The sequence below is a fragment of the Kitasatospora sp. NPDC090091 genome (assembly GCF_044747365.1).
GTDB lineage: Bacteria > Actinomycetota > Actinomycetes > Streptomycetales > Streptomycetaceae > Kitasatospora.
In genome coordinates, this window is the sequence record NZ_JBIVDY010000021.1 from 127706 (window position 1) to 151221 (window position 23516).

Annotated in this window: 12 protein-coding genes and 1 rRNA gene; 3 read left to right on the top strand and 10 right to left on the bottom strand. The window is 73.5% G+C overall.

Features of this window, described 5'->3' with window-relative positions; translation table 11 throughout:
- Positions 1–258: 258 nt before the first annotated feature.
- Positions 259–4986, top strand: coding sequence for an ATP-dependent helicase (locus ACIPSC_RS30745; RefSeq protein ID WP_400830319.1), 4728 nt, complete (start codon positions 259–261; stop codon positions 4984–4986).
- Positions 4987–5457: 471 nt separating this feature from the next.
- Here ACIPSC_RS30745 and ACIPSC_RS30750 read toward each other — a convergent pair whose 3' ends face one another.
- The 8 genes from ACIPSC_RS30750 to ACIPSC_RS30785 all read right to left on the bottom strand — a co-directional run bounded on the left by ACIPSC_RS30750 (position 5458) and on the right by ACIPSC_RS30785 (position 18380).
- Entirely contained in the window at positions 5458–5826 is a 369-nt protein-coding gene (locus tag ACIPSC_RS30750) for a helix-turn-helix transcriptional regulator (protein ID WP_313765720.1), read from the bottom strand.
- 403 nt (positions 5827–6229) lie between these two features.
- On the bottom strand, positions 6230–6706 hold the full coding sequence (locus tag ACIPSC_RS30755; RefSeq protein WP_400830358.1) for a CinA family protein: 477 nt from the start codon (positions 6704–6706) through the stop codon (positions 6230–6232).
- 35 nt (positions 6707–6741) lie between these two features.
- A complete protein-coding gene (pgsA, locus tag ACIPSC_RS30760) occupies positions 6742–7380 on the bottom strand; it encodes a CDP-diacylglycerol--glycerol-3-phosphate 3-phosphatidyltransferase (protein WP_238863990.1) in 639 nt (212 codons plus the stop codon).
- Positions 7377–8882, bottom strand: coding sequence for a 30S ribosomal protein S12 methylthiotransferase RimO (gene rimO, locus ACIPSC_RS30765; RefSeq protein ID WP_400830330.1), 1506 nt, complete (start codon positions 8880–8882; stop codon positions 7377–7379). The genes pgsA and rimO overlap by 4 nt, the downstream gene beginning before the upstream one ends.
- Positions 8883–8979: 97 nt before the next feature.
- Entirely contained in the window at positions 8980–9843 is an 864-nt protein-coding gene (locus ACIPSC_RS30770; protein ID WP_400830334.1) for a helix-turn-helix domain-containing protein, read from the bottom strand.
- A 261-nt stretch (positions 9844–10104) separates the two neighbouring features.
- On the bottom strand, positions 10105–12810 hold the full coding sequence (locus tag ACIPSC_RS30775) for a DNA translocase FtsK (protein WP_400830336.1): 2706 nt from the start codon (positions 12808–12810) through the stop codon (positions 10105–10107).
- Between the two features lie 123 nt (positions 12811–12933).
- Entirely contained in the window at positions 12934–13569 is a 636-nt protein-coding gene (locus ACIPSC_RS30780; protein ID WP_395294188.1) for a response regulator, read from the bottom strand.
- Between the two features lie 293 nt (positions 13570–13862).
- Positions 13863–18380 carry a HAMP domain-containing protein gene (locus ACIPSC_RS30785; protein WP_400830360.1) on the bottom strand — a complete coding sequence of 1506 codons (4518 nt, stop codon included), beginning with the start codon at positions 18378–18380 and terminating at the stop codon, positions 13863–13865.
- A 571-nt stretch (positions 18381–18951) separates the two neighbouring features.
- Here ACIPSC_RS30785 and ACIPSC_RS30790 point away from each other — a divergent pair.
- Complete coding sequence (locus ACIPSC_RS30790; RefSeq protein ID WP_400830339.1) at positions 18952–21513, top strand: SpoIIE family protein phosphatase; 2562 nt, start codon at positions 18952–18954, stop codon at positions 21511–21513.
- A gap of 333 nt (positions 21514–21846) precedes the next feature.
- Entirely contained in the window at positions 21847–22410 is a 564-nt protein-coding gene (locus tag ACIPSC_RS30795; RefSeq protein WP_400830341.1) for an acetate uptake transporter, read from the top strand.
- Between the two features lie 75 nt (positions 22411–22485).
- Here the strand turns inward: ACIPSC_RS30795 and ACIPSC_RS30800 are convergent, their stop codons facing one another.
- A complete protein-coding gene (locus tag ACIPSC_RS30800) occupies positions 22486–23340 on the bottom strand; it encodes a phosphatase PAP2 family protein (protein ID WP_400830344.1) in 855 nt (284 codons plus the stop codon).
- Positions 23341–23433: 93 nt separating this feature from the next.
- Positions 23434–23516: ribosomal RNA gene (gene rrf, locus ACIPSC_RS30805) — 5S ribosomal RNA — on the bottom strand; the annotation flags it as partial.

Consider the following 23516-nt stretch of genomic DNA (forward strand, 5'->3'; position numbering starts at 1 on the left):
TCGTCGGTCCCGGTGGTCAGGGAGGGTCGGGCCACCGGGGAGGCCCGGCGGCCACGGAAGGATCATGTGCCTGAATCATCACCATATGAGCTGTTTGTCCATTCTGCCTTCCCGACTGCTCTGCCCCACCCCCGGCCGGCTCCGGGCCGCCCCCGGCCCGACTCCGGGCCGTCCCTCACCTGCCTCCCGTCCGGCTCCCGGCCCGCCGCCGCGGCCCGGCCGGCCCCCGATGTCAGTGCCACCCGGCACCATGGGGGCATGGCGCCGCAGAACCACACCCAGCCGCCCGCCGACCCGCTGGCCGGCTTCGCCCCGGCCACCCGGGCCTGGTTCACGGGTGCCTTCCACGCGCCGACCACCGCGCAGGCCGAGGCCTGGCAGGCCATCGGCCGGGGGACGGACGTCCTGGTGGTCGCCCCCACCGGCTCCGGCAAGACGCTCGCGGCCTTCCTCTCCGCGCTCGACCGCCTCAGCAGCACCCCGCCGCCCGCCGAGCCCAAGCGCCGCTGCCGGGTGCTCTACATCTCGCCGCTCAAGGCCCTCGCCGTCGACGTCGAGCGGAACCTGCGCGCCCCGCTGGCCGGCCTGCACCAGGCCGCCGTCCGGCTCGGCCTGCCCGAGCCCGAGGTCGAGGTCGGCATCCGCTCCGGCGACACCCCCGCCGCCGACCGCCGCCGCTTCGCCACCCACCCGCCGGACATCCTGATCACCACCCCCGAGTCGCTGTTCCTGCTGCTCACCTCCGCCTCCCGCGAGGCACTGCGCGGCATCGACACGGTGATCCTGGACGAGGTGCACGCCGTCGCCGGCACCAAGCGCGGCGCCCACCTCGCGCTCTCGCTGGAGCGGCTGGACGAACTGCTGGACCGCCCGGCCCGCCGGATCGGCCTCTCCGCCACCGTCCGCCCGGTCGAGGAGGTGGCCCGCTTCCTCAGCCCGCAGCGCGGCGCCACGGTGGTCCAGCCCGCCGCCGCCAAGGAGTTCGAGCTCTCCGTGGTCGTCCCGGTCCCGGACCTCGACGACCTGCCCGCCGCCCCCGCCGGCACGGGCACCGAGACCGACCCGGCCCGGCAAGCGTCGATCTGGCCGCACGTCGAGGAGCGGATCGTCGACCTGGTCTCGGCCCACCGCTCGACCATCGTCTTCGCCAACTCCCGCCGCCTCGCCGAGCGGCTCTGCAACCGGCTCAACGAGATCGCCCACGAACGGGCCACCGGGGCTGCCGCCCCCGAGGCCCACGCCCCCGCCCAGCTGATGGGCGGCTCCGGCGCCGCCAGGGGCGTCCCGGCAGTGATCGCCCGGGCCCACCACGGCTCGGTCTCCAAGGAGCAGCGCGCGCTGGTCGAGGAAGAGCTCAAGGCCGGCCGGCTGCCCGCGGTCGTCGCCACCTCCAGCCTGGAGCTCGGCATCGACATGGGCGCCGTCGAGCTGGTGGTCCAGGTCGAGTCCCCGCCCTCGGTCGCCTCCGGCCTCCAGCGGGTCGGCCGGGCCGGCCACCAGGTCGGCGCCGTCTCCACCGGCGTCTTCTTCCCCAAGTACCGGGGGGACCTCGTCCAGTCGGCCGTCGTCACCGAGCGGATGCGGTCGGGCCGGATCGAGGCGCTGCGCATCCCGCGCAACCCGCTGGACGTGCTCGCCCAGCAGCTGGTGGCGATGACGGCGCTGGACGCCTGGCCGGTCGACGACCTGCTCGCCGTGGTCCGCCGGGCGGCGCCGTTCGCCACCCTGCCGCAGTCCGCCTTCGACGCCGTGCTCGACATGCTGGCCGGCCGCTACCCCTCGGACGCCTTCGCCGAGCTGCGCCCCCGCCTGGTCTGGGACCGGGTGGCCGGCACCGTCACCGGCCGCCCCGGCGCCCAGCGGCTCGCCGTCACCTCCGGCGGGACGATCCCCGACCGCGGCCTGTTCGGCGTCTTCATCGCCGGAGCGGACCCGAAGAAGGGCGGCGGGCGGGTCGGGGAGCTCGACGAGGAGATGGTCTACGAGTCCCGCGTCGGCGACGTCTTCACCCTGGGCACCACCTCCTGGCGGATCGAGGAGATCACCCACGACAAGGTGCTGGTCACCCCGGCCCCCGGCGTCCCCGGCCGGCTCCCGTTCTGGAAGGGCGACACCCTCGGCCGCCCGCTCGAACTGGGGCGGGCCCTCGGCGCCTTCACCCGCGAGCTGGGCGCCCTCGCCCCCGAGGCCGCCACCGCCCGGCTCAAGCAGGCCGGGCTGGACGACTGGGCCGCCGCCAACCTGCTCGACTACCTCGCCGAGCAGCGCACCGCCTGCGGCCACCTCCCGGACGACCGCACCATCGTGGTGGAGCGCTTCCGCGACGAACTCGGCGACTGGCGGATCGTCATCCACTCCCCCTTCGGCGCCCAGGTGCACGCTCCCTGGGCCCTCGCCCTCGGCGCCCGGCTGCGCGAGAAGCACGGTCTCGACCCGCAGGTCATGCACGCCGACGACGGCATCGTGCTCCGCCTCCCGGACGCCGACCTGCTGGCCCCCGACTTCGACTTCGGCCGCCCCGCCGAGAAGCCGGCCGACGACGACGCCCCGGTCGGCGCCGACGCCGCCCTCTTCGACCCGGGCGAGATCGAACAGCTCGTCACCGACCAGGTCGGCGGCTCGGCACTGTTCGCCTCCCGGTTCCGCGAGTGCGCCGGGCGCGCGCTGCTGCTCCCGCGGCGCAACCCCGGCAGGCGCACCCCGCTCTGGCAGCAGCGCCAGCGCGCCGCCCAGCTCCTCGAAGTCGCCTCCGAGTACGGCTCCTTCCCGATCGTCCTGGAGGCGGTCCGGGAGTGCCTCCAGGACGTGTTCGACGTCCCCGGGCTCGTCGAGCTCATGGGGGACCTCGAATCCCGGGCCGTCCGCCTGGTCGAGGTCACCACCCCCGAGCCCTCCCCGTTCGCCCGCTCCCTGCTCTTCGGCTACGTCGCGCAGTTCCTCTACGAGGGCGACTCCCCGCTGGCCGAGCGCCGCGCCGCCGCCCTCTCGCTCGACTCCCGGCTGCTCTCCGAACTGCTCGGCCAGGCCGAGCTCCGCGAACTGCTCGACCCTCAGGTCCTCGCCGAGCTGGAGGCCGAGCTCCAGCGCCTCACCCCCGACCGCCGGATCAAGGACGCCGAGGGCGTCGCCGACGCCCTGCGGCTGCTCGGTCCGCTCACCGAGGCCGAGCTCACCACCCGCGGCGCCGAGCCGCTCTGGGCCCTGGAGCTGGAGGCCACCCGCCGGGTGATCGCGGTCCGGATCGCCGGCGAGCAGCGCTGGGCCGCCGTCGAGGACGCCGGGCGCCTGCGCGACGCCATCGGCACCCCGCTGCCGGTCGGCGTCCCCGAGGCCTTCACCGAGCCGGTCAAGGACCCGCTCGGCGACCTCCTCGCCCGGTACGCCCGCACCCACGGCCCGTTCACCGCCCCCGAAGCCGCCGCCCGCTTCGGCCTGGGCACCGCCGTGGTCACCGGGACCCTGCACCGGCTCACCGCCTCCGGCCGCCTGGTCCAGGGCGAGTTCCGCCCGCCCGGCGCCCACCTCCCCGCCGGGGAAGCCCCGGCCGCGGCCGCCCTCGACGGCCACGCCGCCACCGTCGAGTGGTGCGACGCCGAGGTGCTGCGCCGGCTGCGCCGCCGTTCGCTGGCGGCGCTGCGCCAGGAGGTCGAGGCCGTCCCGCCGCGCGCCCTGGCCGCCTTCCTCCCCCAGTGGCAGCACCTGGCCGGCCACCGGCTGCGCGGCCCCGACGGGCTGCTCCGGGTGGTCGAGCAACTCCAGGGCACCGCCCTGCCCGCCTCCGCGCTGGAGAAGCTGATCCTCCCGGCCCGGCTCGCCGACTACACCCCCGGCCTGCTGGACGAGCTGATGGCGGCCGGCGAGATCGGCTGGTCGGGCGCCGGCGCCCTGCCCGGCAAGGACGGCTGGATCAGCCTGCACCTCGCCGAGAACGCCCACCTGCTGCGCCCCGATCCGGTGCCGCCCGCCGTCACCCCGGTGCACACCGCGCTGATGGAGGCGCTGGCCGGCGGCTACGGCCTGTTCTTCCGCCAGCTGGTCGCCCACCTCCCGGAGACCCCCGAGCCGGAGCTCGTCGAGGCCCTCTGGGACTTGGTCTGGGCCGGCTACGTCAGCAACGACACGCTGGCCCCGCTGCGCGCCCTGCTCGGCTCGGGCCGGACGGCCGGGTCGACCGCCCACCGGGCGCCCCGGGCCACCCCGCGCGGCCGCTACGGCGGGGCGGGCCGTCCGTTCGGCCGGGCCGGCGGCGGCCTGCGCAGCGGCCCGCCGGCGGCGGCCGGTCGCTGGTCGCTGCTGCCGGCGTTCGCCGCCGACCCGACCGTCCGGGCCACCGCCCAGGCGCAGAACCTGCTGGACCGGCACGGCCTGCTCACCCGGGGCACGGTGGCGGCGGAACGGGTCCCGGGCGGCTTCGCCGGCGTCTACCGGGTGCTGGCCGCGATGGAGGAGCGCGGCCGGGCCCGCCGGGGGTACTTCGTGGAGGGGCTGGGCGGCGCCCAGTTCGCCATGGAGGGCGCCGCGGACCGGCTGCGCTCGGTCAACGGGCGGCTGGAGCGGGCCCGGGGCGCCGAGTGGCCGGCCGGCCCGTCGGCCGAGCCGCCCCAGGTGCTGGTGCTGGCGGCCGCCGACCCGGCCAACGCGTACGGCGCCGCCCTGCCCTGGCCCGATCCGCCCACCGCCCCGGGCGCCAAGGAGGCCAAGGCGCACCGGCCCGGCCGCAAGGCGGGCGCCCTGGTCGTCCTGGTCGACGGCGAGCTGGCCCTCTACGTCGAGCGCGGCGGCAAGTCCCTGCTGGCGTGGGCGGAGGAGGAGGCCACCGTCGCGGCGGCCGCCGCGGCGCTGGCGGCGGCCGTCCGGCAGGGTGCGCTCGGCAGCGTCACGGTCGAGCGGGCCAACGGCGAGCAGGCCCTGGGCTCGGCGCTCGGCGCCGCGCTGGAGGAGGCCGGCTTCCACGCCACCCCGCGCGGGCTGCGCCTGCGCCCCTGAGCCCGGCCCAGGCAAGGGCTCAGGGGCAGGGGCGCGGGCCAACGGCTCCGGACACGGCGGAGGCCGTGAGGCGGGATCCCGCCTCACGGCCTCCGGACGCACGACTGCGCCTCCGTACCGCACAACTCCTGGTCACCCGATCGGAGGGTCCGCCTCCGTCCGGGCCGCCGGCTCACCCGTTCGGCGCCGAACGGGACCAGTGGAGTCCCGGTCCGCATGCACCGGAATGAGTCCCAGCCCCCAACCGCCCGCCGCGAGCAGCCCCAGCGCGGCACCGTCGGCCGGCTGGCCCTGGATCACGAACAGCCAGAGACCGGACCCGGCCGCCGTCAGCGGCAGGACCAGCCTCAGTGGCCGGGGCACCGGCCGCCGCGCCCGTATTCGGGCGCCGGCACACGCTGTCGCAGCTCTCCGCACGACCGCCCTCCTCGGCTCGTCCCAGGCACCGGGCGCCCGGGTGTCGAGGCCGGATCAGGCGGCGACCACGTCCATCGCGGCGGTCTTGGGCGAGAGGTTCGCCCGGTCGGCGCCGGGGGCGGGCAGCGGTACCGGTTCGAGCACCGGCCTCAGCAGTTCACCTTCGGAGAGGGTGGCCATCGCCGCAAGTTCGGCGAGCGAGAGTTCGTCGCTGACCTCGCGCATGACCTCGGACATCCGGACGTCGAGTGCGTCGCAGATCGCGGAGAGCAGCTCCGAGGAGGCCTCCTTCTGTCCCCGCTCGACCTCGGAGAGGTACCCGAGCGAAACCCTGGCGGCCGCCGACACCTCGCGGAGTGTGCGGCCCTGGCGCTGGCGCTGCCGACGCAGTACATCGCCCAGTAGGCGACGGAGCAGGATCATCGGTGCCTCCCTCCTCGGACTGCGGATCGAGATGTCACGCCCCCACCGTACCGCCTTGCCCGCTTCGCGTGCGGGGACCATGGTCGTGTTCACTCTGGGCTGCAAGGCTGTCCCCTCCCCTGTTTCGGTGTCGAATCCGGACCGACGGGCACGTCCCCGCGCCCTCCGCGCAGCACCCGGCCACCGCCAAGCCACTCGTTCGCCACCTGGTTTCTGCCCAACCAGGCCCTTCGATGTAACACGATCCTCCAGTCGCACCATGCCCGGATGCCGGTTCGGCAGGTCTCGGTTCGGTGGAGATCCTCCCCAGCAGGGGGTTTCCTGAGAAGTTCCTGCGAAGCTCCGGCGAAACCGGCGCGGTACCGGGCCCGTTGGCGCAGCGCCGAGGCGTCCTGGTGACGGGTCAGCGTGCGGACGATCCGGACGGGAGCCGCCCGACGAGCAGCTCCAGGGCGGCGGTCACCGCCCCGTGACGGATTGTGGCACGCTCGCCCGACAACCGGGGCGAACTGACCAGACTTCCCCCCGGACCGGCGACCGCGAGGTGTACCGTGCCCACCGGCTGCCCGTCCTGCGGCTCCGGACCGGCCACCCCGGTCGTCGCGAGCCCGTACGTGGCGCCCAGCAGCCGCCGCACGCCCTCCGCCATCTGCCGGGCCACCACCGGGTGGACGGCACCGTGCACGGCCAGCAGGCCCTCGTCGACGCCGAGCACCGAGGCCTTCAGCTCGGTCGCGTACGCGGTGACCGACCCGCGGAAGGTGGCGGACGCCCCGGGGACGTCCACCAGCGCGGCCGCCAGCAGTCCGCCGGTGAGCGACTCGGCCACCGCCACCGTGCTGCCCTCGCCGCGCAGCGCGGCGTGCGCCTTCGCCGCCAGCTCGAAGTCCCCGTCGTCCACCCCGTCCGCCCCTCTCACCGGCCGGCGCGCTCCGCGGCCAGCCCCTCGCGGCGCAGGCGCAGCGCCTGCCCGACGTAGTCCAGCGCGGTGCCGACGGTCAGCAGCACCGCCAGCCCCATCAGTACGGCCCGAGCGGTGGCCAGCCAGCCGGTCAGCTCCAGGACGTACATGCCCACCGCGATCCCCTGGGTGAGCGTCTTCAGCTTGCCGCCCCGGCTGGCCGGGATGACGCCGTAGCGGATCACCCAGAACCGCATCAGGGTGATGCCGAGCTCGCGGGCCAGGATCACCACGGTGACCCACCACGGGAGATCGCCCAGGATCGACAGGCCGATCAGCGCCGAGCCCATGATCGCCTTGTCGGCGATCGGGTCCGCGATCTTGCCGAAGTCGGTGACCAGGCCCTTGCGCCGGGCCAGCTCCCCGTCGAACAGATCGGTGATCATCGCGATGGCGAACGCGGCCCAGGCGACCGAGCGCCACTTCGGGTCGTGCCCGCCGTCGGCGAAGAGCAGCGCCACGAAGACCGGCACCAGCAGCAGCCGGAGCATCGTGAGCATGTTGGCGATGTTCCAGATCCCCGGGGACGGCGGCACCGCGGCCGCCGGTCTGCCCGGGTGGGCCGCGGTCGGGGCGCCTGGCCCCTGGATCATGCCCCGACCCCCGGCGCCTCGGCCCCCGAAGTCCTCGGCAGCCGCACCTGCTCCAGCGCCTCGGCGACCAGGTCGACGCCCTCGCTGGCGACCACGCGGGCCCGGTAGAACCGGCCGACCTCGGGGTGCTCCACGCCGGTCAGCGTGGTCTGGCCGTCCGTCTCCGGCGCCTGGTGGGCGGCGCGGCCCTCGACCAGGTCGCCGTCCACGGACTCGATCAGCACCTCGACCTCGGTGCCGATCCGCTGCTCGGCCCGCTGGGCGGTCATCTCCTCGGCGAGCCTGGAGAGCCGGTTCAGCCGGTCCGCGACCACGTCCTCGGGCAGCTTGCCGTCGTAGGTGGCGGCCTCGGTGCCGTCCTCGTCGGAGTAGCCGAAGACGCCGATCGCGTCCAGGCCGGCGTGCGTGACGAACCGCTCCAGCTCGGCGAAGTCCTCCTCGGTCTCACCGGGGAAGCCGACGATGAAGTTGGACCGGGCGCCGGCCTGCGGGGCCTTGCCGCGGATGGTCCCGAGCAGCTCCAGGAACTGGTCGGTGGAGCCGAAGCGGCGCATCCGGCGCAGCACGGCGGGCGCCGAGTGCTGGAACGAGAGGTCGAAGTAGGGCACCACGTCGGTGGTGCCGGTCATCGCGTCGATCAGCCCCGGCCGCATCTCGGCGGGCTGCAGGTAGGAGACCCGGACCCGCTCGACGCCCTCGATGGCCGAGATCTCGCCGAGCAGCGTCTCCAGCAGCCGGATGTCGCCGAGGTCCTTGCCGTACGAGGTGTTGTTCTCGCTGACCAGGACGACCTCGCGGACGCCCTGCGAGGCCAGCCACTGGGCCTCCTGCAGCACGTCGGAGGGGCGGCGCGAGATGAACGAGCCGCGGAAGGCCGGGATGGCGCAGAAGGAGCATCGGCGGTCACAGCCGGAGGCGAGCTTCACGGAGGCCACCGGGCTGTCGTCCAGCCGCTTGCGCAGGGTGCGCGGGCCGGAGGCGGGGGCGAGGCCGTCCGGGAGGTCGGCGATGGGCTCGGCCTCGGACTGGGCGCCGTGGCCCGGCAGGGCGACCTCGGCGGCGGCCGCCTGGCGCTCGACCGGGCTCAGCGGCAGCAGCTTGCGGCGGTCGCGCGGGATGTGCGGGGCGTGGTGGCCGCCGGAGAGGATGGTCTGCAGGCGGTCGGAGATGTCGGAGTAGTCGTCGAAGCCGAGCACGCCGTCGGCCTCGGGGAGCGCGTCGGCGAGCTCCTTGCCGTAGCGCTCGGCCATGCAGCCCACGGCCACGACGGCCTGGGTGCGGCCGTGGCCCTTGAGGTCGTTGGCCTCCAGCAGGGCGTCCACGGAGTCCTTCTTGGCGGCCTCGACGAAGCCGCAGGTGTTGACGACGGCGACGTCGGCTTCGGCGGCGTCGTCGACCAGCAACCAGCCGTCGGCTTCCAGTCGCCCGGCGAGTTCCTCGGAGTCCACCTCGTTGCGGGCGCATCCGAGCGTGACAAGGGCGACAGTGCGGCGTTCAGGCATAGGGCCAAGATTAACGCGCGGCCGCCGGAGCCGTTTGCCCCGGAGGCCGCGCGCCACCGATTACCGGATCTTCACAGGGCCCACAGGGCCCCTGCGGTCAGCCCGCCTGCGGGTCGCCGGGGGTGTACGTGACGTGCACCACCTGGCCGTTCTTGCCCGCCGGACCGAGGTCCTTGCCGTTGACGTACACGTGCACGGCTCCGGCGTTGCCGATCACCAGCTTGATCTGCTTGGGGTCGGTGAAGGTCTGGTCCTGACCCTCCTCGATGTTGTTCTGGAAGAGCGACTTGCCGTTGCCGTCCAGCGCGGAGACCCAGCTGGTGTCCTTCTCGGCCACCAGCTTCACGGTGACCTTGTCGGCCGGGGCGGCCGCGATCGCCGCGACGCTGGGCGCCGGGGCGGGCGGCTGGACGCTCGGCGACGGCGCCGGGGCGACCGAGCCGGTGCCGGAGCCGCTGGGCAGCGGCGCGCTGGCGGAGCCGGTCGTGGTGCCGCCGGTCTTGCCGCTCACCAGGTTGAAGCCGATCAGGGCGACCACCGCGACGATCGCGGCGACCATCGCGGCGGTCCAGTTCGGCCGGCCGCGGTTGGGCACCTTGATCGGCGCGTTCTCGATCAGCTGGGTCGGGCGCTTGGAGGCCGGGGCGCCGCCGTGCGCGGCGTCGTAGCGCTCCACCAGGGCCTCGCCGTCGACACCCACCGCCCGCGCGATGGAGCGGATGTGGCCACGGGCGTAGAAGTCGCCGCCGCAGCGGGCGAAGTCGTCCTCCTCGATGGCGTGCACGATCGGCACCCGTACCCGGGTGGCGGTACTCACCTGATCCACCGTGAGTCGGGCCTCGATCCGGGCAGCGGAAAGCACCCGGCCGATGCTCACGGCATCGGCCGTCTGCTCCGCGCCGCCGGACGGCTGGGCGGACGACGGGGCGTTCTCGCGGTCGCGGGACTTGCCGATGGTCACGGGGCACGCCTTTCGAGCGGATGGCCACCTGCTGGGGAACAGTCTAGGGGCGTGGGCGGATCGTTTCTCAAGCGGAACAGGACCGAATGCGCGCAGCCGGCCGGGCCGGGCCCCGGCCCGCCACTGAGCGGTCGTCAGGGCGGTGGCCGCGGTTCACGGAACCGTTCCTTCCGCCCTGGGACGCGAGGCCCTTCCGCTCGGTTCCGCACATCATCCCCCCCTCCTCCGTCCGGGTGAAGACCGGCCCGGGGGCACGCCCCGTCAGCCGCGGATGCTCAGGATCACCCCGTCCAGCTCATCCGGCTTCACCAGGACGTCGCGGGCCTTGGAGCCCTCGCTCGGACCGACGATCCCGCGCGACTCCATCAGGTCCATCAGCCGGCCCGCCTTGGCGAAGCCGACCCGCAGCTTGCGCTGGAGCATCGAGGTGGAGCCGAACTGGGTGGACACCACCAGCTCGGCCGCCTGGATGAGCAGGTCCAGGTCGTCGCCGATCTCCTCGTCGATCTCCTTCTTCGGACCGCCGCCGACGGTCACGTCGTCCCGGTAGACCGCAGACAGCTGGTCCTTGCAGTGCTGCACCACCGCGGCGATCTCGGCCTCGGTGACGAACGCGCCCTGCATCCGGATCGGCTTGCTCGCGCCCATCGGCAGGAACAGTGCGTCGCCCTTGCCGATCAGCTTCTCGGCGCCCGGCTGGTCCAGGATGACCCGCGAGTCGGCCATCGCCGAGGTCGCGAACGCCAGCCGGGACGGCACGTTGGCCTTGATCAGACCGGTCACCACGTCGACCGAGGGCCGCTGGGTCGCCAGCACCAGGTGGATGCCGGCGGCCCGGGCCAGCTGGGTGATCCGGACCACCGAGTCCTCGACGTCGCGCGGGGCGACCATCATCAGGTCGGCCAGCTCGTCGACGATGACCAGCAGGTACGGGTACGGCGCCAGCTCGCGCTCGCTGCCCGGCGGCGGGGTGACCTTGCCGGCCCGGACCGCCGCGTTGAAGTCGTCCACGTGCCGGAAGCCGAACGCGGCGAGGTCGTCGTAGCGCAGGTCCATCTCGCGCACCACCCACTGGAGGGCCTCGGCGGCCTTCTTCGGGTTGGTGATGATCGGCGTGATCAGGTGCGGGATGCCCTCGTACGCGGTCAGCTCGACCCGCTTGGGGTCGACCAGCACCATCCGGACCTCGTCCGGGGTGGCCCGGGCCAGCACCGAGGTGATGAGGCAGTTGATGCAGGACGACTTGCCCGCGCCGGTCGCGCCGGCCACCAGGATGTGCGGCATCTTGGCGAGGTTGGCCATCACCGTGTGGCCCTCGACGTCCTTGCCCATCCCGACCACCATCGGGTGGGTGTCCTCGGCGGCCGTGCGCGAGCGCAGCAGGTCGCCCAGGTTGACCATCTCGCGGTCCCGGTTGGGGATCTCGATGCCGACGGCGGACTTGCCCGGGATCGGGCTGATGATCCGCACGTCGGGGCTGGCCACCGCGTACGCGATGTTCTTGGCGAGCGCGGTGATCCGCTCGACCTTGACCGCCGGACCGAGCTCGACCTCGTACCGGGTGACCGTCGGGCCGCGGGTGAAGCCGGTGACTCGCGCGTCCACCTTGAACTCGGCGAAGGTGCCGGTGAGCTGGGCCACCACCTCGTCGTTGAGGGCGCTGCGGGCCTTGGCCGGGCCGCCGCGCTCCAGCAGGTCGAGCGGGGGGAGCCGGTAGGTGGTGTCGCCGGAGAGCTGGAGCTGCTCCATCCGCACCGGGGCCGGGCCGTGCTCCTCCGGGGCCCCCGGACCCGCGCCGCCGCTGCGGGCGGCCGGGACGGCGGGCTCCTCCGGCGGCGCGGTGCGGTCCTGGACCTGGTGCATCATGTCCGCCACCGCCGAGGAGGCGGGCACGCCGTAGACCAACGCGCCGTCCAGGTCGGCGGCGGCGCCCGCGGCGAGGTCCCGGGTGGCGTACGGGTCCTCGGTGTCGGGGGCGAGCGGCTCCTTGGTGAACATGTCGGGGACGGCGGCGTCCGGCTCGGCCTCGGCGGACTGCTTGCGCCGGCGGCGGCGCCGGCGGGCGCCCACCTCGTCCTCCGGGGTGTCACCGCTGTCCACGGTGAACGGCAGCGCCGACGGGTCGGCGTCCTCGGGCGGCTCGGTGGACAACTCACGCTCCGGCGTACGCCCCCCGGGGACCCGGTCCTGCGGGCCGGGCTCGACCACGCCGAGCCGGACCCCGACGGCGCGCAGCCGCTCCGGGATCCGGTTGACCGGGGTGGCGGTGGTGACCAGCAGGCCGAAGAAGGCCAGCAGCAGGAGCAGCGGCACCGCGAGCGGCGGTCCGGCGGCGGCCATCATCGGGGTCGAGACGGCCCAGCCGACGATGCCGCCGGCCGCCCTTATCCGGGTCGCGCCGCTGCCCATCATGGGGGCGCCGCAGCCGATGTGGACCAGGCCGAGCACGCCGACCACCAGCGCGCTCAGGCCGATCATGATCCGCCCGTTGGCCTCCGGCAGCTCCGGGTGGCGCATCAGCCGGACCGCGGTCGCCAGCAGCAGGAACGGCACCAGCACGTCCAGCCGGCCGAACAGGCCGGAGACCACGTTGGTGGCCGCCTCGCCGAGCCAGCCCTGCGGGCTGAACCAGGTGCCGGCGGCGGTGACCAGCGCCAGCGCGAACAGCAGCAGGCCGACGCCGTCCTTGCGGTGCGCCGGATCGAGGTTCTTGGCGCCGTCGCCGAAGCCGCGGAAGACCGCGCCCAGGGCATGCGCCAGGCCCAGCCAGACGGCCCGGACGGCGCGGAAGAGCAGCGGCTGCGGGGGCGGGGGCGGTGCGGCCTTGGCCGCGGCCTTCTTCGCCGGAGCGGCCTTCTTGGCGGCCGCCTTCTTCGCGGGCGGCTTGGCCGGAGCCTTCGCCGCGGCCTTCTTGGACGGTCCCGGGCTCGATGTGCTTGCCGCGCTACCGGGCGAACGTGTGGCCATGGCTCAGCAGCCTACCGGGGTCGCCGGACTGAGCACATGTGACCGACCCCCGCTGCCCGGACGTGTCGCAGACACACCGTCACAGCGGTCGGAATCCACCCGAAGGTGTGAAAGGGGCTGCGCTCACTCGACGCCGGGACGGAGCGCGTCCAGCGCCCGGCGCAGGCCGCCCAGCTTCCGCTCCAGGTGGGCCGCGGTGGCGGCCACCCCGCCGTCCTCGGTGCCGTCCAGCTGCTTGACCAGCGCCTCGGCCTGCTCCTCCACCGAGGCCAGCCGCGCCGACAGCTCCCCCAGCAGCGCGCCGCCGATGGCCGGCTGCCCGCCGCCGGCCTCCAGCTGCAGCCGCAGGAGTGCGGCCTGCTCCTTGAGCTGGCAGTTCTTCATGTAGAGGTCGACGAAGACCGAGACCTTGGCGCGCAGCACCCAGGGGTCGAAGGGCTTCGAGATGTAGTCGACGGCACCGGCCGCGTAGCCGCGGAAGGTGTGGTGCGGCCCGTGGTTGATCGCGGTCAGGAAGATGATCGGGATGTCCCGGGTGCGCTCGCGCCGCTTGATGTGGGCGGCCGTCTCGAAGCCGTCCATGCCGGGCATCTGGACGTCCAGCAGGATCACCGCGAAGTCGTCGGTGAGCAGCGCCTTGAGCGCCTCCTCACCGGACGCGGCGCGCACCAGCGTCTGGTCCAGCGCCGAGAGGATCGCCTCCAGCGCCAGGAGGTTCTCCGGCCGGTCGTCGACCAGGAGGATCTTCGCCTTCTGCATTCCGACCCGCCCTCCTGTCGCCTGCCTGCCTGGGGAAGGCACCCGCGTACTGCCCACCACTACCCCGGTCATGCTAGCCGCACCCCCTCGCCCGGCACACCGCTCCGTCGCGACCCGGTTCGGAGCAGCACGCAGCCAGTGCTCCGGCGCGCGCTCAGCAGTGCGTTGCCGACCGGTCACTGTTCGCAACGATCGGTGACCCTACCGGGTTCCCGGCCCTCCCCGCCAGCAAACCGGCCGCCGAGTGGCGCGAACCCCGGAGCGGGCCCCGGCGTTCGCGCCCCTGCCGGCGTTCAGGGCCGGCCGCCGTTCAGCCAGTCGTGCATCACGGACAGCAGGTGGTCGGTCTCGACCGGCTTGGTGATGTGGTCGGTGGCACCGGCCTCCAGCGACTTCTCCCGGTCGCCCTTCATCGCCTTGGCGGTCAGCGCGATGATCGGCAGACCGGCGAACTGGGGCATCCGGCGGATCGCCTCGGTCGTCGCGTAGCCGTCCATCTCCGGCATCATGATGTCCATCAGGACCAGCGCGACGTTCTCGTGCTGCTCCAGCATCTCGATGCCCTCGCGGCCGTTCTCGGCGTACAGCACGGTCAGCCCGTGCTGCTCCAGGACGCTGGTGAGCGCGAAGACGTTGCGGACGTCGTCGTCCACGATCAGCACCTGCTGGCCGTCGAACCGGGCGTCCACGCGGCCGGCCGGGCGGACCGCCGGCGCGGCGGCCGGGGCACGGACCTCGGCCGGGACGGCCGGCGCGACGGCGCGACGGCGCTCCACGGCACCCCGGCGGCGCTCCTCGGCGAGTTCGCGGACCTCCTGCGCCCAGTGGTCGGCCGGGTTCTCGCCGACCGGGACGGGCGTGCCGGCCGGGGTGACCGCGACCGAGGCCCGCACCGCCGAGGCGTTCGCCGCGGGCTGCGGCGCGGCGGCCGGGCCGGCGTCCGGGGCCTGGGCGTGCAGCGGCAGGTACAGCGTGAACGTGGAGCCCCGGCCCAGCTCGCTCTCGGCGTGGATCTCACCGCCGAGCAGGCGGGCGATCTCCCGGCTGATCGACAGGCCGAGGCCGGTGCCGCCGTACTTGCGGCTAGTGGTGCCGTCGGCCTGCCGGAACGGCTCGAAGATCTCCCGCAGCTTGTTGCCGGGGATCCCGATGCCGGTGTCCGAGACGGCGAAGGCGATCAGCGCGTCGTCCGGGCCCTGGATCGTGCCGGCCTCCAGCAGGCGCTCCCGCACGTGCTGGGGGACGTCCGGACCGCCCGGCCTGATCGAGAAGTCGACCGCGCCGGCGTCGGTGAACTTCACCGCGTTGGAGATCAGGTTGCGCAGCACCTGCTGGAGCCGCTGCTCGTCGGTGTGCAGGGTGACCGGCAGGGCGGGCGAGACCCGGACGGCGAAGTCCAGGTTCTTGTCCAGCGCGACCGGCTGGAAGGTGGCCTCCACGTAGTCGACCAGCTGGACCAGGGCGATCCGGGCCGGGCGGACGTCCATCTTCCCGGCCTCGACCTTGGAGAGGTCCAGGATGTCGTTGATCAGCTGGAGCAGGTCGGAGCCGGCGCCGTGGATGGTGTCGGCGAACTCGACCTGCTTGGGCGAGAGGTTGCCCTCGTTGTTGTCCGAGAGCAGCTTGGCCAGGATCAGCAGCGAGTTGAGCGGGGTGCGCAGCTCGTGCGACATGTTGGCGAGGAACTCGCTCTTGTACCGGGACGCCAGCGCGAGCTGCTCGGCGCGCTCCTCCAGGACCTGCCGCGCCTCCTCGATCTCGCTGTTCTTGATCTCGATGTCGCGGTTCTGCTGGGCGAGTTGCGAGGCCTTCTCCTGCAACTCCTCGTTGGTCCGCTCCAGTTCCTCCTGGCGCGCCTCCAATTCGGCCGACCGCATGGAGAGTTCCGCGGTCAGCCGCTGGGACTCCAGCAGCAGGCCCTCGGTCTTGGTGTTGACGCTGATGGTGTTCACGGTGACGCCGATCAGGTCGGCGATCTGGTTGAGGAAGTCCAGGGCGACGGTGGTGAAGGAGCTGAAGGTGGCCAGCTCGATCACGCCCAGCAGCCGGCCCTCGAACAGCACCGGCAGCACCACGATGTGGGCCGGCGAGGCCTCCCCCAGCCCGGACGCGATCTTGAGGTACCCGGGCGGGGCCTCCTTGAGGATGATCGCCCGCTTCTCCACGGCCGCCTGGCCGATCAGCGACTCGCCGGGCCGGAAGGTGGTCGGCATCGCCCGTCGCTGGTAGCCGTAGCTGCCGATCAGCCGCAGCACGGTGTCGTTCTCGTCGTCGTCCTCGGTGATCAGCTCGGCGGTCCGGCCGGCCGGCTGGGCCAGGAAGAACGCGCCGTGCTGGGCCGAGACCACCGGCGTCAGCTCGGTCATGATCAGTGAGGCGACCGCCTCCAGGTCACGGCGGCCCTGCAGCAGGCCGGAGATCCGGGCCAGGTTGGTCTTGAGCCAGTCCTGCTCCTGGTTGGTGCGAGTGGTCTCGCGCAGGTTGGCGATCATCTGGTTGATGTTGTCCTTGAGCTCGTCGAGCTCCCCGGCGGCGTCCACGTCGATCCGCAGCGACAGGTCGCCCCTGGTCACGGCCGTCGCGACCTGCGCGATCGCCCGCACCTGCCGGGTCAGGTTGTTGGCCAGCTCGTTCACCGACTCGGTGAGGTCCTGCCAGGTGCCGTCCACGCCCGGCACCCGGGCCTGGCCGCCGAGCCGCCCGTCGGTGCCCACCTCGCGGGCCACCCGGGTCACCTCGTCGGCGAACGACCCCAGCTGGTCGACCATCGTGTTGATGCTGGTCTTGAGCTGCAGGATCTCGCCCCGCGCGTCCACGTCGATCTTCTGCGAGAGGTCGCCGCGGGCCACCGCGGTGATCACCAGCGCGATGTTGCGGACCTGGCCGGTGAGGTTGTTGGCCATCAGGTTGACGTTGTCGGTCAGGTCCTTCCAGATGCCGGCCACCCCCGGCACGCTCGCCTGGCCGCCCAGCGTGCCGTCGGTGCCCACCTCGCGGGCCACCCTGGTGACCTCCACCGCGAAGGCGGAGAGCTGGTCGACCATGGTGTTCAGGGTGCCGGCCAGCGCCGCGACCTCGCCCTGAGCCTCGATGTCGATCTTCTTGGAGAGATCACCGCGGGCCACCGCCGTGGCGACCTCGGCGATGTTGCGGACCTGGCTGGTCAGGTTGTTGGCCATCAGGTTGACGTTGTCGGTCAGGTCCTTCCAGATGCCCGACACCCCGCGCACCCGCGCCTGGCCTCCCAGGATGCCCTCGGTGCCCACCTCGCGGGCCACCCGGGTCACCTCGTCGGCGAACGCCGAGAGCTGGTCGACCATCGTGTTGACGGTGGTGACCAGCTCCAGGATCTCGCCCCGGGCGTCGACGGTGATCTTCTTCGACACGTCGCCGCGCGCCACCGCGGTGGTCACCTCGGCGATGTTGCGCACCTGGCTGGTCAGGTTGTTGGCCATCAGGTTGACGCTGTTGGTGAGGTCCTTCCACGTCCCGGACACCCCCGGCACGCTCGCCTGACCGCCGAGGATGCCCTCGGTGCCGACGTCCCGGGCGACCCTGGTCACCTCGTCCGCGAAGGCCCCGAGCTGGTCCACCATCGTGTTGATGGTGTTCTTCAGCTCCAGGATCTCGCCGCGCGCGTCCACCTGGATCTTCTGCGACAGGTCGCCCCGGGCGACCGCCGTCGTCACCTGGGCGATGTTGCGGACCTGGTCGGTGAGGTTGTTCGCCATGAAGTTGACGTTGTCGGTCAGGTCCCGCCAGACCCCGGCCGCGCCCGGCACCTGCGCCTGACCGCCCAGCCGGCCCTCGGTACCGACCTGGCGGGCCACCCGGGTCACCTGCTCGGCGAAGCCCGACAGCTGGTCCACCATCGTGTTGATGGTGTTCTTCAGCTCCAGGATCTCGCCGCGCGCGTCCACCTCGATCTTCTGCGAGAGGTCCCCGCGCGCCACGGCGGTCGTCACCTGGGCGATGTTGCGCACCTGGCCGGTCAGGTTGTCGGCCATGAAGTTCACCGAGTCGGTCAGGTCCCGCCAGACCCCGGCGACGCCCGGCACCTGCGCCTGACCGCCCAGCCGGCCCTCCGTGCCCACGTCCAGAGCCACCCGGGTCACCTGCGCGGCGAAGCCGTTGAGCTGGTCCACCATCGTGTTGACGGTGTTCTTCAGCTCCAGCATCTCGCCGGCCACCTCGACCGTGACCTTGCGCGACAGATCGCCCTTGGCCACCGCGGTCGTCACCTGGGCGATGTTGCGCACCTGCGCGGTCAGCCGGCCGGCCATGGTGTTGACCGAGTCCGCGAGGTCCTTCCAACTGCCCGAGACGCTGCGCACCTTGGCCTGGCCGCCGAGCTTGCCCTCGGTACCGACCTCACGGGCCACCCGGGTCACCTCGTCGGTGAACTCCGACAGCTGGTCCACCAGGCCGTTGACGGTCCGGCCGATCTTCAGGTACTCGCCGCGCAGCGGGTGGCTCACCCCGTTGCCGTGCAGCGAGCGCAGCTCCATCTTCTGGTCCAGGTCGCCCTCGGCGATCGACGCCAGCACCCGGCCGACATCGGCCATCGGCCGGGCCAGGTCGTCGATCAACGCATTGCAGTTGTCGACCGCCGCCATCCAGGCGCCCTCGCCGGCGCCGGTCTCCAGCCGCTCGTTCAACCGGCCCTCGCGGCCCACCGCCCGGCGCACCCGGGCCAGTTCACCCGTCAGGTGCTGGTTGCGCTCGGCGACCTCGTTGAACACCGCGGCGATCTCCGCCAGCGGTCCGTCACCCGGCACCGTCAACCGCCGCCGGAAGTTGCCGTCCCGCATCGCGGTGAGCGCCGCCAGCAGCTTGCGCAGCTCGGCGGGCTCGGCCCCGCGGCTGTGGTTGGCTCGCCGCCCGGCCGCGCTCCGCGGCGCGGCCCCGGACCGCCCGCCACGCTGAGCGGGCGGCGTCGTACCGGTTGCGTCCTTGGTGGCCGAACTCAACGGGCCCCTCCCAGATCGTGAACTGCCCGGCGTCCGACCGCGGCCCGCACGGGCCCCGCACCGGACACCGGCCCGGCGAATCTGCGTCCCGGCGACCGCGCGGCCGACCGGAACCCGCACCGACCGTACTGCTCCGGACGGCCGTCGCGGACCCCCCAGTCTGGCAGCACCTGCGCCGGGTATACGGCCGGTTGCGCTCGGTTGGTACCGCCCCGACCGAAACAGGTGGGCAGAATCACCCTCAGGTGCCTGTTTCGACGCCCCGCCCCCGCGGGGAACCAACCGGAAAGTAGGGTGGAGCGCTGCACCGGGCCACGACCCGACCCCGCGCCGCCGCTCACGCCGCCGGCGCGTCCGGGAAGTCGGCGCCGCACCCGGACAGCCAGGGCCAGAGCAGAGGAGAAGTGGCAACGTGGTCACCGCGCGCGCAGCCGCCACCTTCGAACCCGTCGGTCGGTCCGCCGGCGCCGCACGGGCGTTCGTCCGGGACGCGCTGCTCGGCTGGGGCCTGCCCGAGGTGGTCGACGACGCCGTGGTCCTGGTCAGCGAACTGGTCACCAACGCCGTCGTGCACGCCGGCACCGCAGCCGAGGTCTGTTGCCTGCGCGAGGCGGAGACCGTCCGGATCGAGGTCACCGACCACCACCCCGAACGCGGCCTGCCCGCCTTCGCCGACGTCCCGGTCACCGCCTCCGACCGCTACGCCGACCCCGACGGCGAGGGCGGCCGCGGCCTGCTCATGTGCTCCGCCCTGGCCGAGCGCTGGGGCGTCGAGTACGGCGCAGGCAGCAAGACCGTCTGGTTCCGCCTCCCGCTGCCGGCCCACGTCACCGGCACCCGGTACGCCGTGCCCGCCACCCCCGGCAGCGAACTGCCCAGCAGCACCGGCCCGCTGCACGTCGCCGTGGTCCAACTCGACGACGACGGCCGCGTCCTCGCCTGGAACCCCGACGCCGAGGCGCTCTTCCAGCACCCCGCCGACACCGTCCTCGGCCGGCCCTGGGCCGACCTCGCCGTCTGGCCCCAGGGCCCCGGCAGCGGCCTCGGCCTGGCCGCCACCCTCCGGCTGGCCCGCTGGGAGGGCAGCTTCGGCCTGCGCCGCGGCGACGGCGGCACCGTCGAGGTCTACGGCGTGCAGGTCCGCGTCCGCGACACCGAGGGCATCCCCTCCACTCTCTGCCTGCTCGTCCTCGAACCCGACCGCGCGGTGCTCCGCTCCCCCGCCCGCGCCCTGCCCGGCGACAAGGCCGAACAGGGCGGCGCGCGGCTCGACCTGCTCACCGGCTCGGTCGGCACCGACGACCTCGACACCCTGCTCCAGCGCGCCGTCGAACGCGCCCGCGACCTGCTCGACGCCGACGCCGCCTACGTGCTGCTCACCACCGAGGACGAGACCGAGTTCGAGGTCCGCGCCGCCACCGGCCTGACCACCGGCCACCGCCGCCACGCCCGCTTCCCCGTCGAGACCGGCAACCGCTACGACTCCGCCCGGATGCCGTCCGTCCACGAGGACCTCAGCACCCGCCCCACCGGCCTCGCCCTCCTCACCGACAGCGGACTGCGCTCCCTGCTCACCGTCCCGCTCAAGGTCGAGGGCCGGCTGATCGGCTCGCTCGGCATCGCCGCCGCCGCACCGGGCCGCTACGACAACGAGGACGCGCTGCGGCTGCAGTTCGCCGCCGACCGGGTCGCCCTCGCCATCGAGAGCACCCGGCTCACCGAGCTCGAACGGCTGCGCCGCGGCTCGCTCTCCTTCCTCGTCGAGGCCTCCGACCTACTGGCCGGCACCCTCCAGCACGAGCAGACGCTCGCCCTGATGGCGCAGATGGCCGTCCCCACCCTGGCGTCCTGGTGCGCCGTCTACACCAACGGCGACCACGGCGCCCCAGCCTCGCTCGCCTTCGTCCTGCACGAGGACGAGGACCGGATCGACCCGCTGCGCGCCCTGCTCGACAAGACCGCCGTCCCCGAGTCCGGCCCCACCCACGGCGTCCGCTTCTGGACCGCCCCGAGCGACACCGCCCGCGCCGGCGGACTCGCCGACAGCCCCGAACTCAGCGGCCTGCTCGGCGAGACGGTGGTCCTGCCGCTCACCGCCCGCAACCGCGTCATCGGCCTGCTCGCGCTCGGCTCCCCGGCCGGCATCCGGTTCCGCCAGGAGATCCTGGAGCTGGCCGAGGACCTCTCCCGCCGCGCCGCCCTCGCGCTCGACAACTCCCGCCTCTACTCCGAGCGCACCGCCACCAGCCAGGCCCTCCAGCGCAGTCTGCTGCCGCCGGACCTTCCCGAGATCCCGGGCGTCGAGGTGGACGTCTACTACCAGGCCGCCGGCGAGGGCAACGAGGTCGGCGGCGACTTCTACGACCTCTTCACCATCCGCGAAGGCACCTACGGCTTCGCCATCGGCGACGTCTGCGGCACCGGCCCCGAGGCGGCCTCCGTGACCGGCCTCGCCCGCCACTCGCTGCGCCTGCTCGCCCGCGAGGGCCTGGACGCGCCGCAGGTCCTCAGCCGGCTCAACGCGGCCATCCTGGACGAGGGTTCGCGCAGCCGCTTCCTCACCCTGCTCTACGGCGAGCTGACGCCGCAGCCGGACGGCAGCACCGAGCTCTCGCTGGTCTGCGCCGGCCACCCGCTGCCGCTGCGGCTGCGCACCGACGGCCAGGTCGACCGGGCCGCCACCCCGCAGCCGCTGCTCGGGGTCATGGACGAACTCGACCTCACCGCCGAACGATTGGTGCTCGCCCCCGGCGAGGTCCTGCTCTGCGTCACCGACGGCGTCACCGAACGCCGGGAGGGGCGGCGGATGCTGGGCGACGACGGCCTGGCGGAGGTGCTCACCGGCTGCACCGGGCTGACCGCGGGAGCGGTGGCCCTGCGGGTGCAGCGGGCGGTCGAGCGGTTCGCCCCGGAGCCGCCCTCCGACGACATGGCGATCCTCACCCTGCGGGTGCCCACCCAGCGCACCGGCTGAGAGAGGCCCGGCGCCCTTCTCTCGGCCCTCCGTAGCCCCGTCCGAGCCCTTCGACGTACCACCGATGAGCGATCGTGAGCGTTCCACAGCTGACGGCGTGACAAATTGTACGATTCACAAGGGTACAAGCTTGCCCGGCCGGGTACACCGATCTCACCGGGGAATCCCCCGGCGGGGACACGACCAGCGGTTCTCCGCTGAGCCGTCATTCTGACCGCAGCCGTCGCACGCTCCAGCCGTGCGCCCTCGGCGCGGTCGCGCGCATCCACCTCATCGAACATCCCCCTGTGGTCGATCGCGCCCTGCGCGCGCCCAGAGTGAAAGGAGCCTCCGGTGAGCAACGACGCTACCGGGGCACAGAACGCCCGCTCCACCGGAGCCGACGCGGGTAACCTCGGCTACCTCGCCCTCGGCCTGACTCTCCTCGCCTACGGTCTCCTCTCCACCGGCCTCCTCAGTGGCACCGGGGTAGGGGACTCGGCACACCTCGCCCACCTCGTCGGCGGTCTCACCCTGTTCATCGCCGGCATCTGGCAGCTCCGCGGCGGCGAGGGCTTCACCGGGACGGCCTTCACCAGCCTCGGGGCCTTCTGGGCCACCTGGTCCGCAGCCGGTGGCGCCGGCAAGAACGCCGCCGGGCTCTTCCTGCTCCTGTGGGCCCTGCTCGCCCTCACCCTGACCGCCGCCAGCTGGAACGCGGGCCTGTTCAGCCGCGCCGTCTACGGGCTGCTGACCGTCTCCCTGGTGCTCTCCGCCTTCGCCAGCTTCAACACCTCCGGCGGTCTCGCCAAGTTCGCCGGCTGGGTCGCCGCGGCCTCCGGGCTCGTCGCCTGGTACTGGGCCACCGCGTCGCTGACCAACAGCGCGTGGGGCCGGGCCGTCCTGCCGGTCAAGTAGCCGCAGAAACGCCGGTGGGCCGGTCCTCCCCGCTCGGGGAGGACCGGCCCACCGGTGTGTGTCGCCTCGGCCGCCTCAGCCGCGGGTGTCGGCCCGCTCCGCGGTGGGAGGTGCACCGGCCTCACGGCCGGCCGCGGCCCGGGCCACCGCCCGGCGGGCCTGCCGGCGGGCGAAGCCCGCCTGGGCCGCGTAGGAGAGGAGCAGGATGGCGACGGCGACCAGGCCGTCCGCCCAGAAGTGGTTGGCCGTGACGACCACGACCGCGACCGTCAGCACCGGGTGCAGCACCACCAGCCAGCGCAGTGGACTCGGCGATACCTTGATCACCGCCACCGCCGCCAGCACGCACCAGGCCACGTGGACCGACGGCATCGCCGACAGCTGCGCGGGCACCACCCCGCCGACCGCGCCGCCGTACACCGACTGCCCGTACTCCGCCGCCACGTCGACGAACCCGTCCTGCGGCAGCATCCTGGGCGGCGCCACCGGGATGAACTGCACCAGGAGGCAGACCGCCGTCGTGATCACCACGGTGGTCCGCACCCACGCGTACCGCGCCCGGTGCCGGAGGTACACCCACGCCAGCACGGCCAGCATCACCGTGAAGTGCATGGCGGCGTAGTAGTAGTTCGCCGCCCGCACCAGAACCGGGTACGGCGTCACGGCAGCCTGCCAGGCCGCCTCGTCCGGCAAGCCGACCACCAGCTCCGCCCGGTGGATCCAGCTCGCCCGGTCCAGCGCGTGCTCGGTGCTCATCAGCGAGAGCTTCCCCACCAGCTGCCAGAGCGCGAACAGCGCCAGCAGCGTGCCGGCCTCCCGCAGCAGCGCCGGCAGCGGACCGCGCCGCCACCTCGACGCCGCGTAGGAGCCCCCGTAGAGCGCGGCCGCGGTGCCCCCGGCGGACTGCCAGGTAAGGGTCAGGTTCTGCAACGGTGCGCGCCTCTCCGCCGAGCCGAGGTGTGGTTGGCAGGTTAACGCAAAATGGCCCCCTCCAACATTGGAGGGGGCCATTTCGGAATGATTGTTCGGCGGCGTCCTACTCTCCCACAGGGTCCCCCCTGCAGTACCATCGGCGCTGTGAGGCTTAGCTTCCGGGTTCGGAATGT

What these genes read in the sequence shown, in the direction of transcription:
- ACIPSC_RS30775 (WP_400830336.1), bottom strand. Translation starts at nt 12,810, where the DNA reads ATGGCCACACGTTCGCCCGGTAGCGCGGCAAGCACATCGAGCCCGGGA.
- rimO (WP_400830330.1), bottom strand. Translation starts at nt 8,882, where the DNA reads ATGCCTGAACGCCGCACTGTCGCCCTTGTCACGCTCGGATGCGCCCGC.
- pgsA (WP_238863990.1), bottom strand. Translation starts at nt 7,380, where the DNA reads ATGATCCAGGGGCCAGGCGCCCCGACCGCGGCCCACCCGGGCAGACCG.
- ACIPSC_RS30750 (WP_313765720.1), bottom strand. Translation starts at nt 5,826, where the DNA reads ATGATCCTGCTCCGTCGCCTACTGGGCGATGTACTGCGTCGGCAGCGC.
- ACIPSC_RS30785 (WP_400830360.1), bottom strand. Translation starts at nt 18,380, where the DNA reads ATGCGGGACGGCAACTTCCGGCGGCGGTTGACGGTGCCGGGTGACGGA.
- ACIPSC_RS30780 (WP_395294188.1), bottom strand. Translation starts at nt 13,569, where the DNA reads ATGCAGAAGGCGAAGATCCTCCTGGTCGACGACCGGCCGGAGAACCTC.
- ACIPSC_RS30745 (WP_400830319.1), top strand. Translation starts at nt 259, where the DNA reads ATGGCGCCGCAGAACCACACCCAGCCGCCCGCCGACCCGCTGGCCGGC.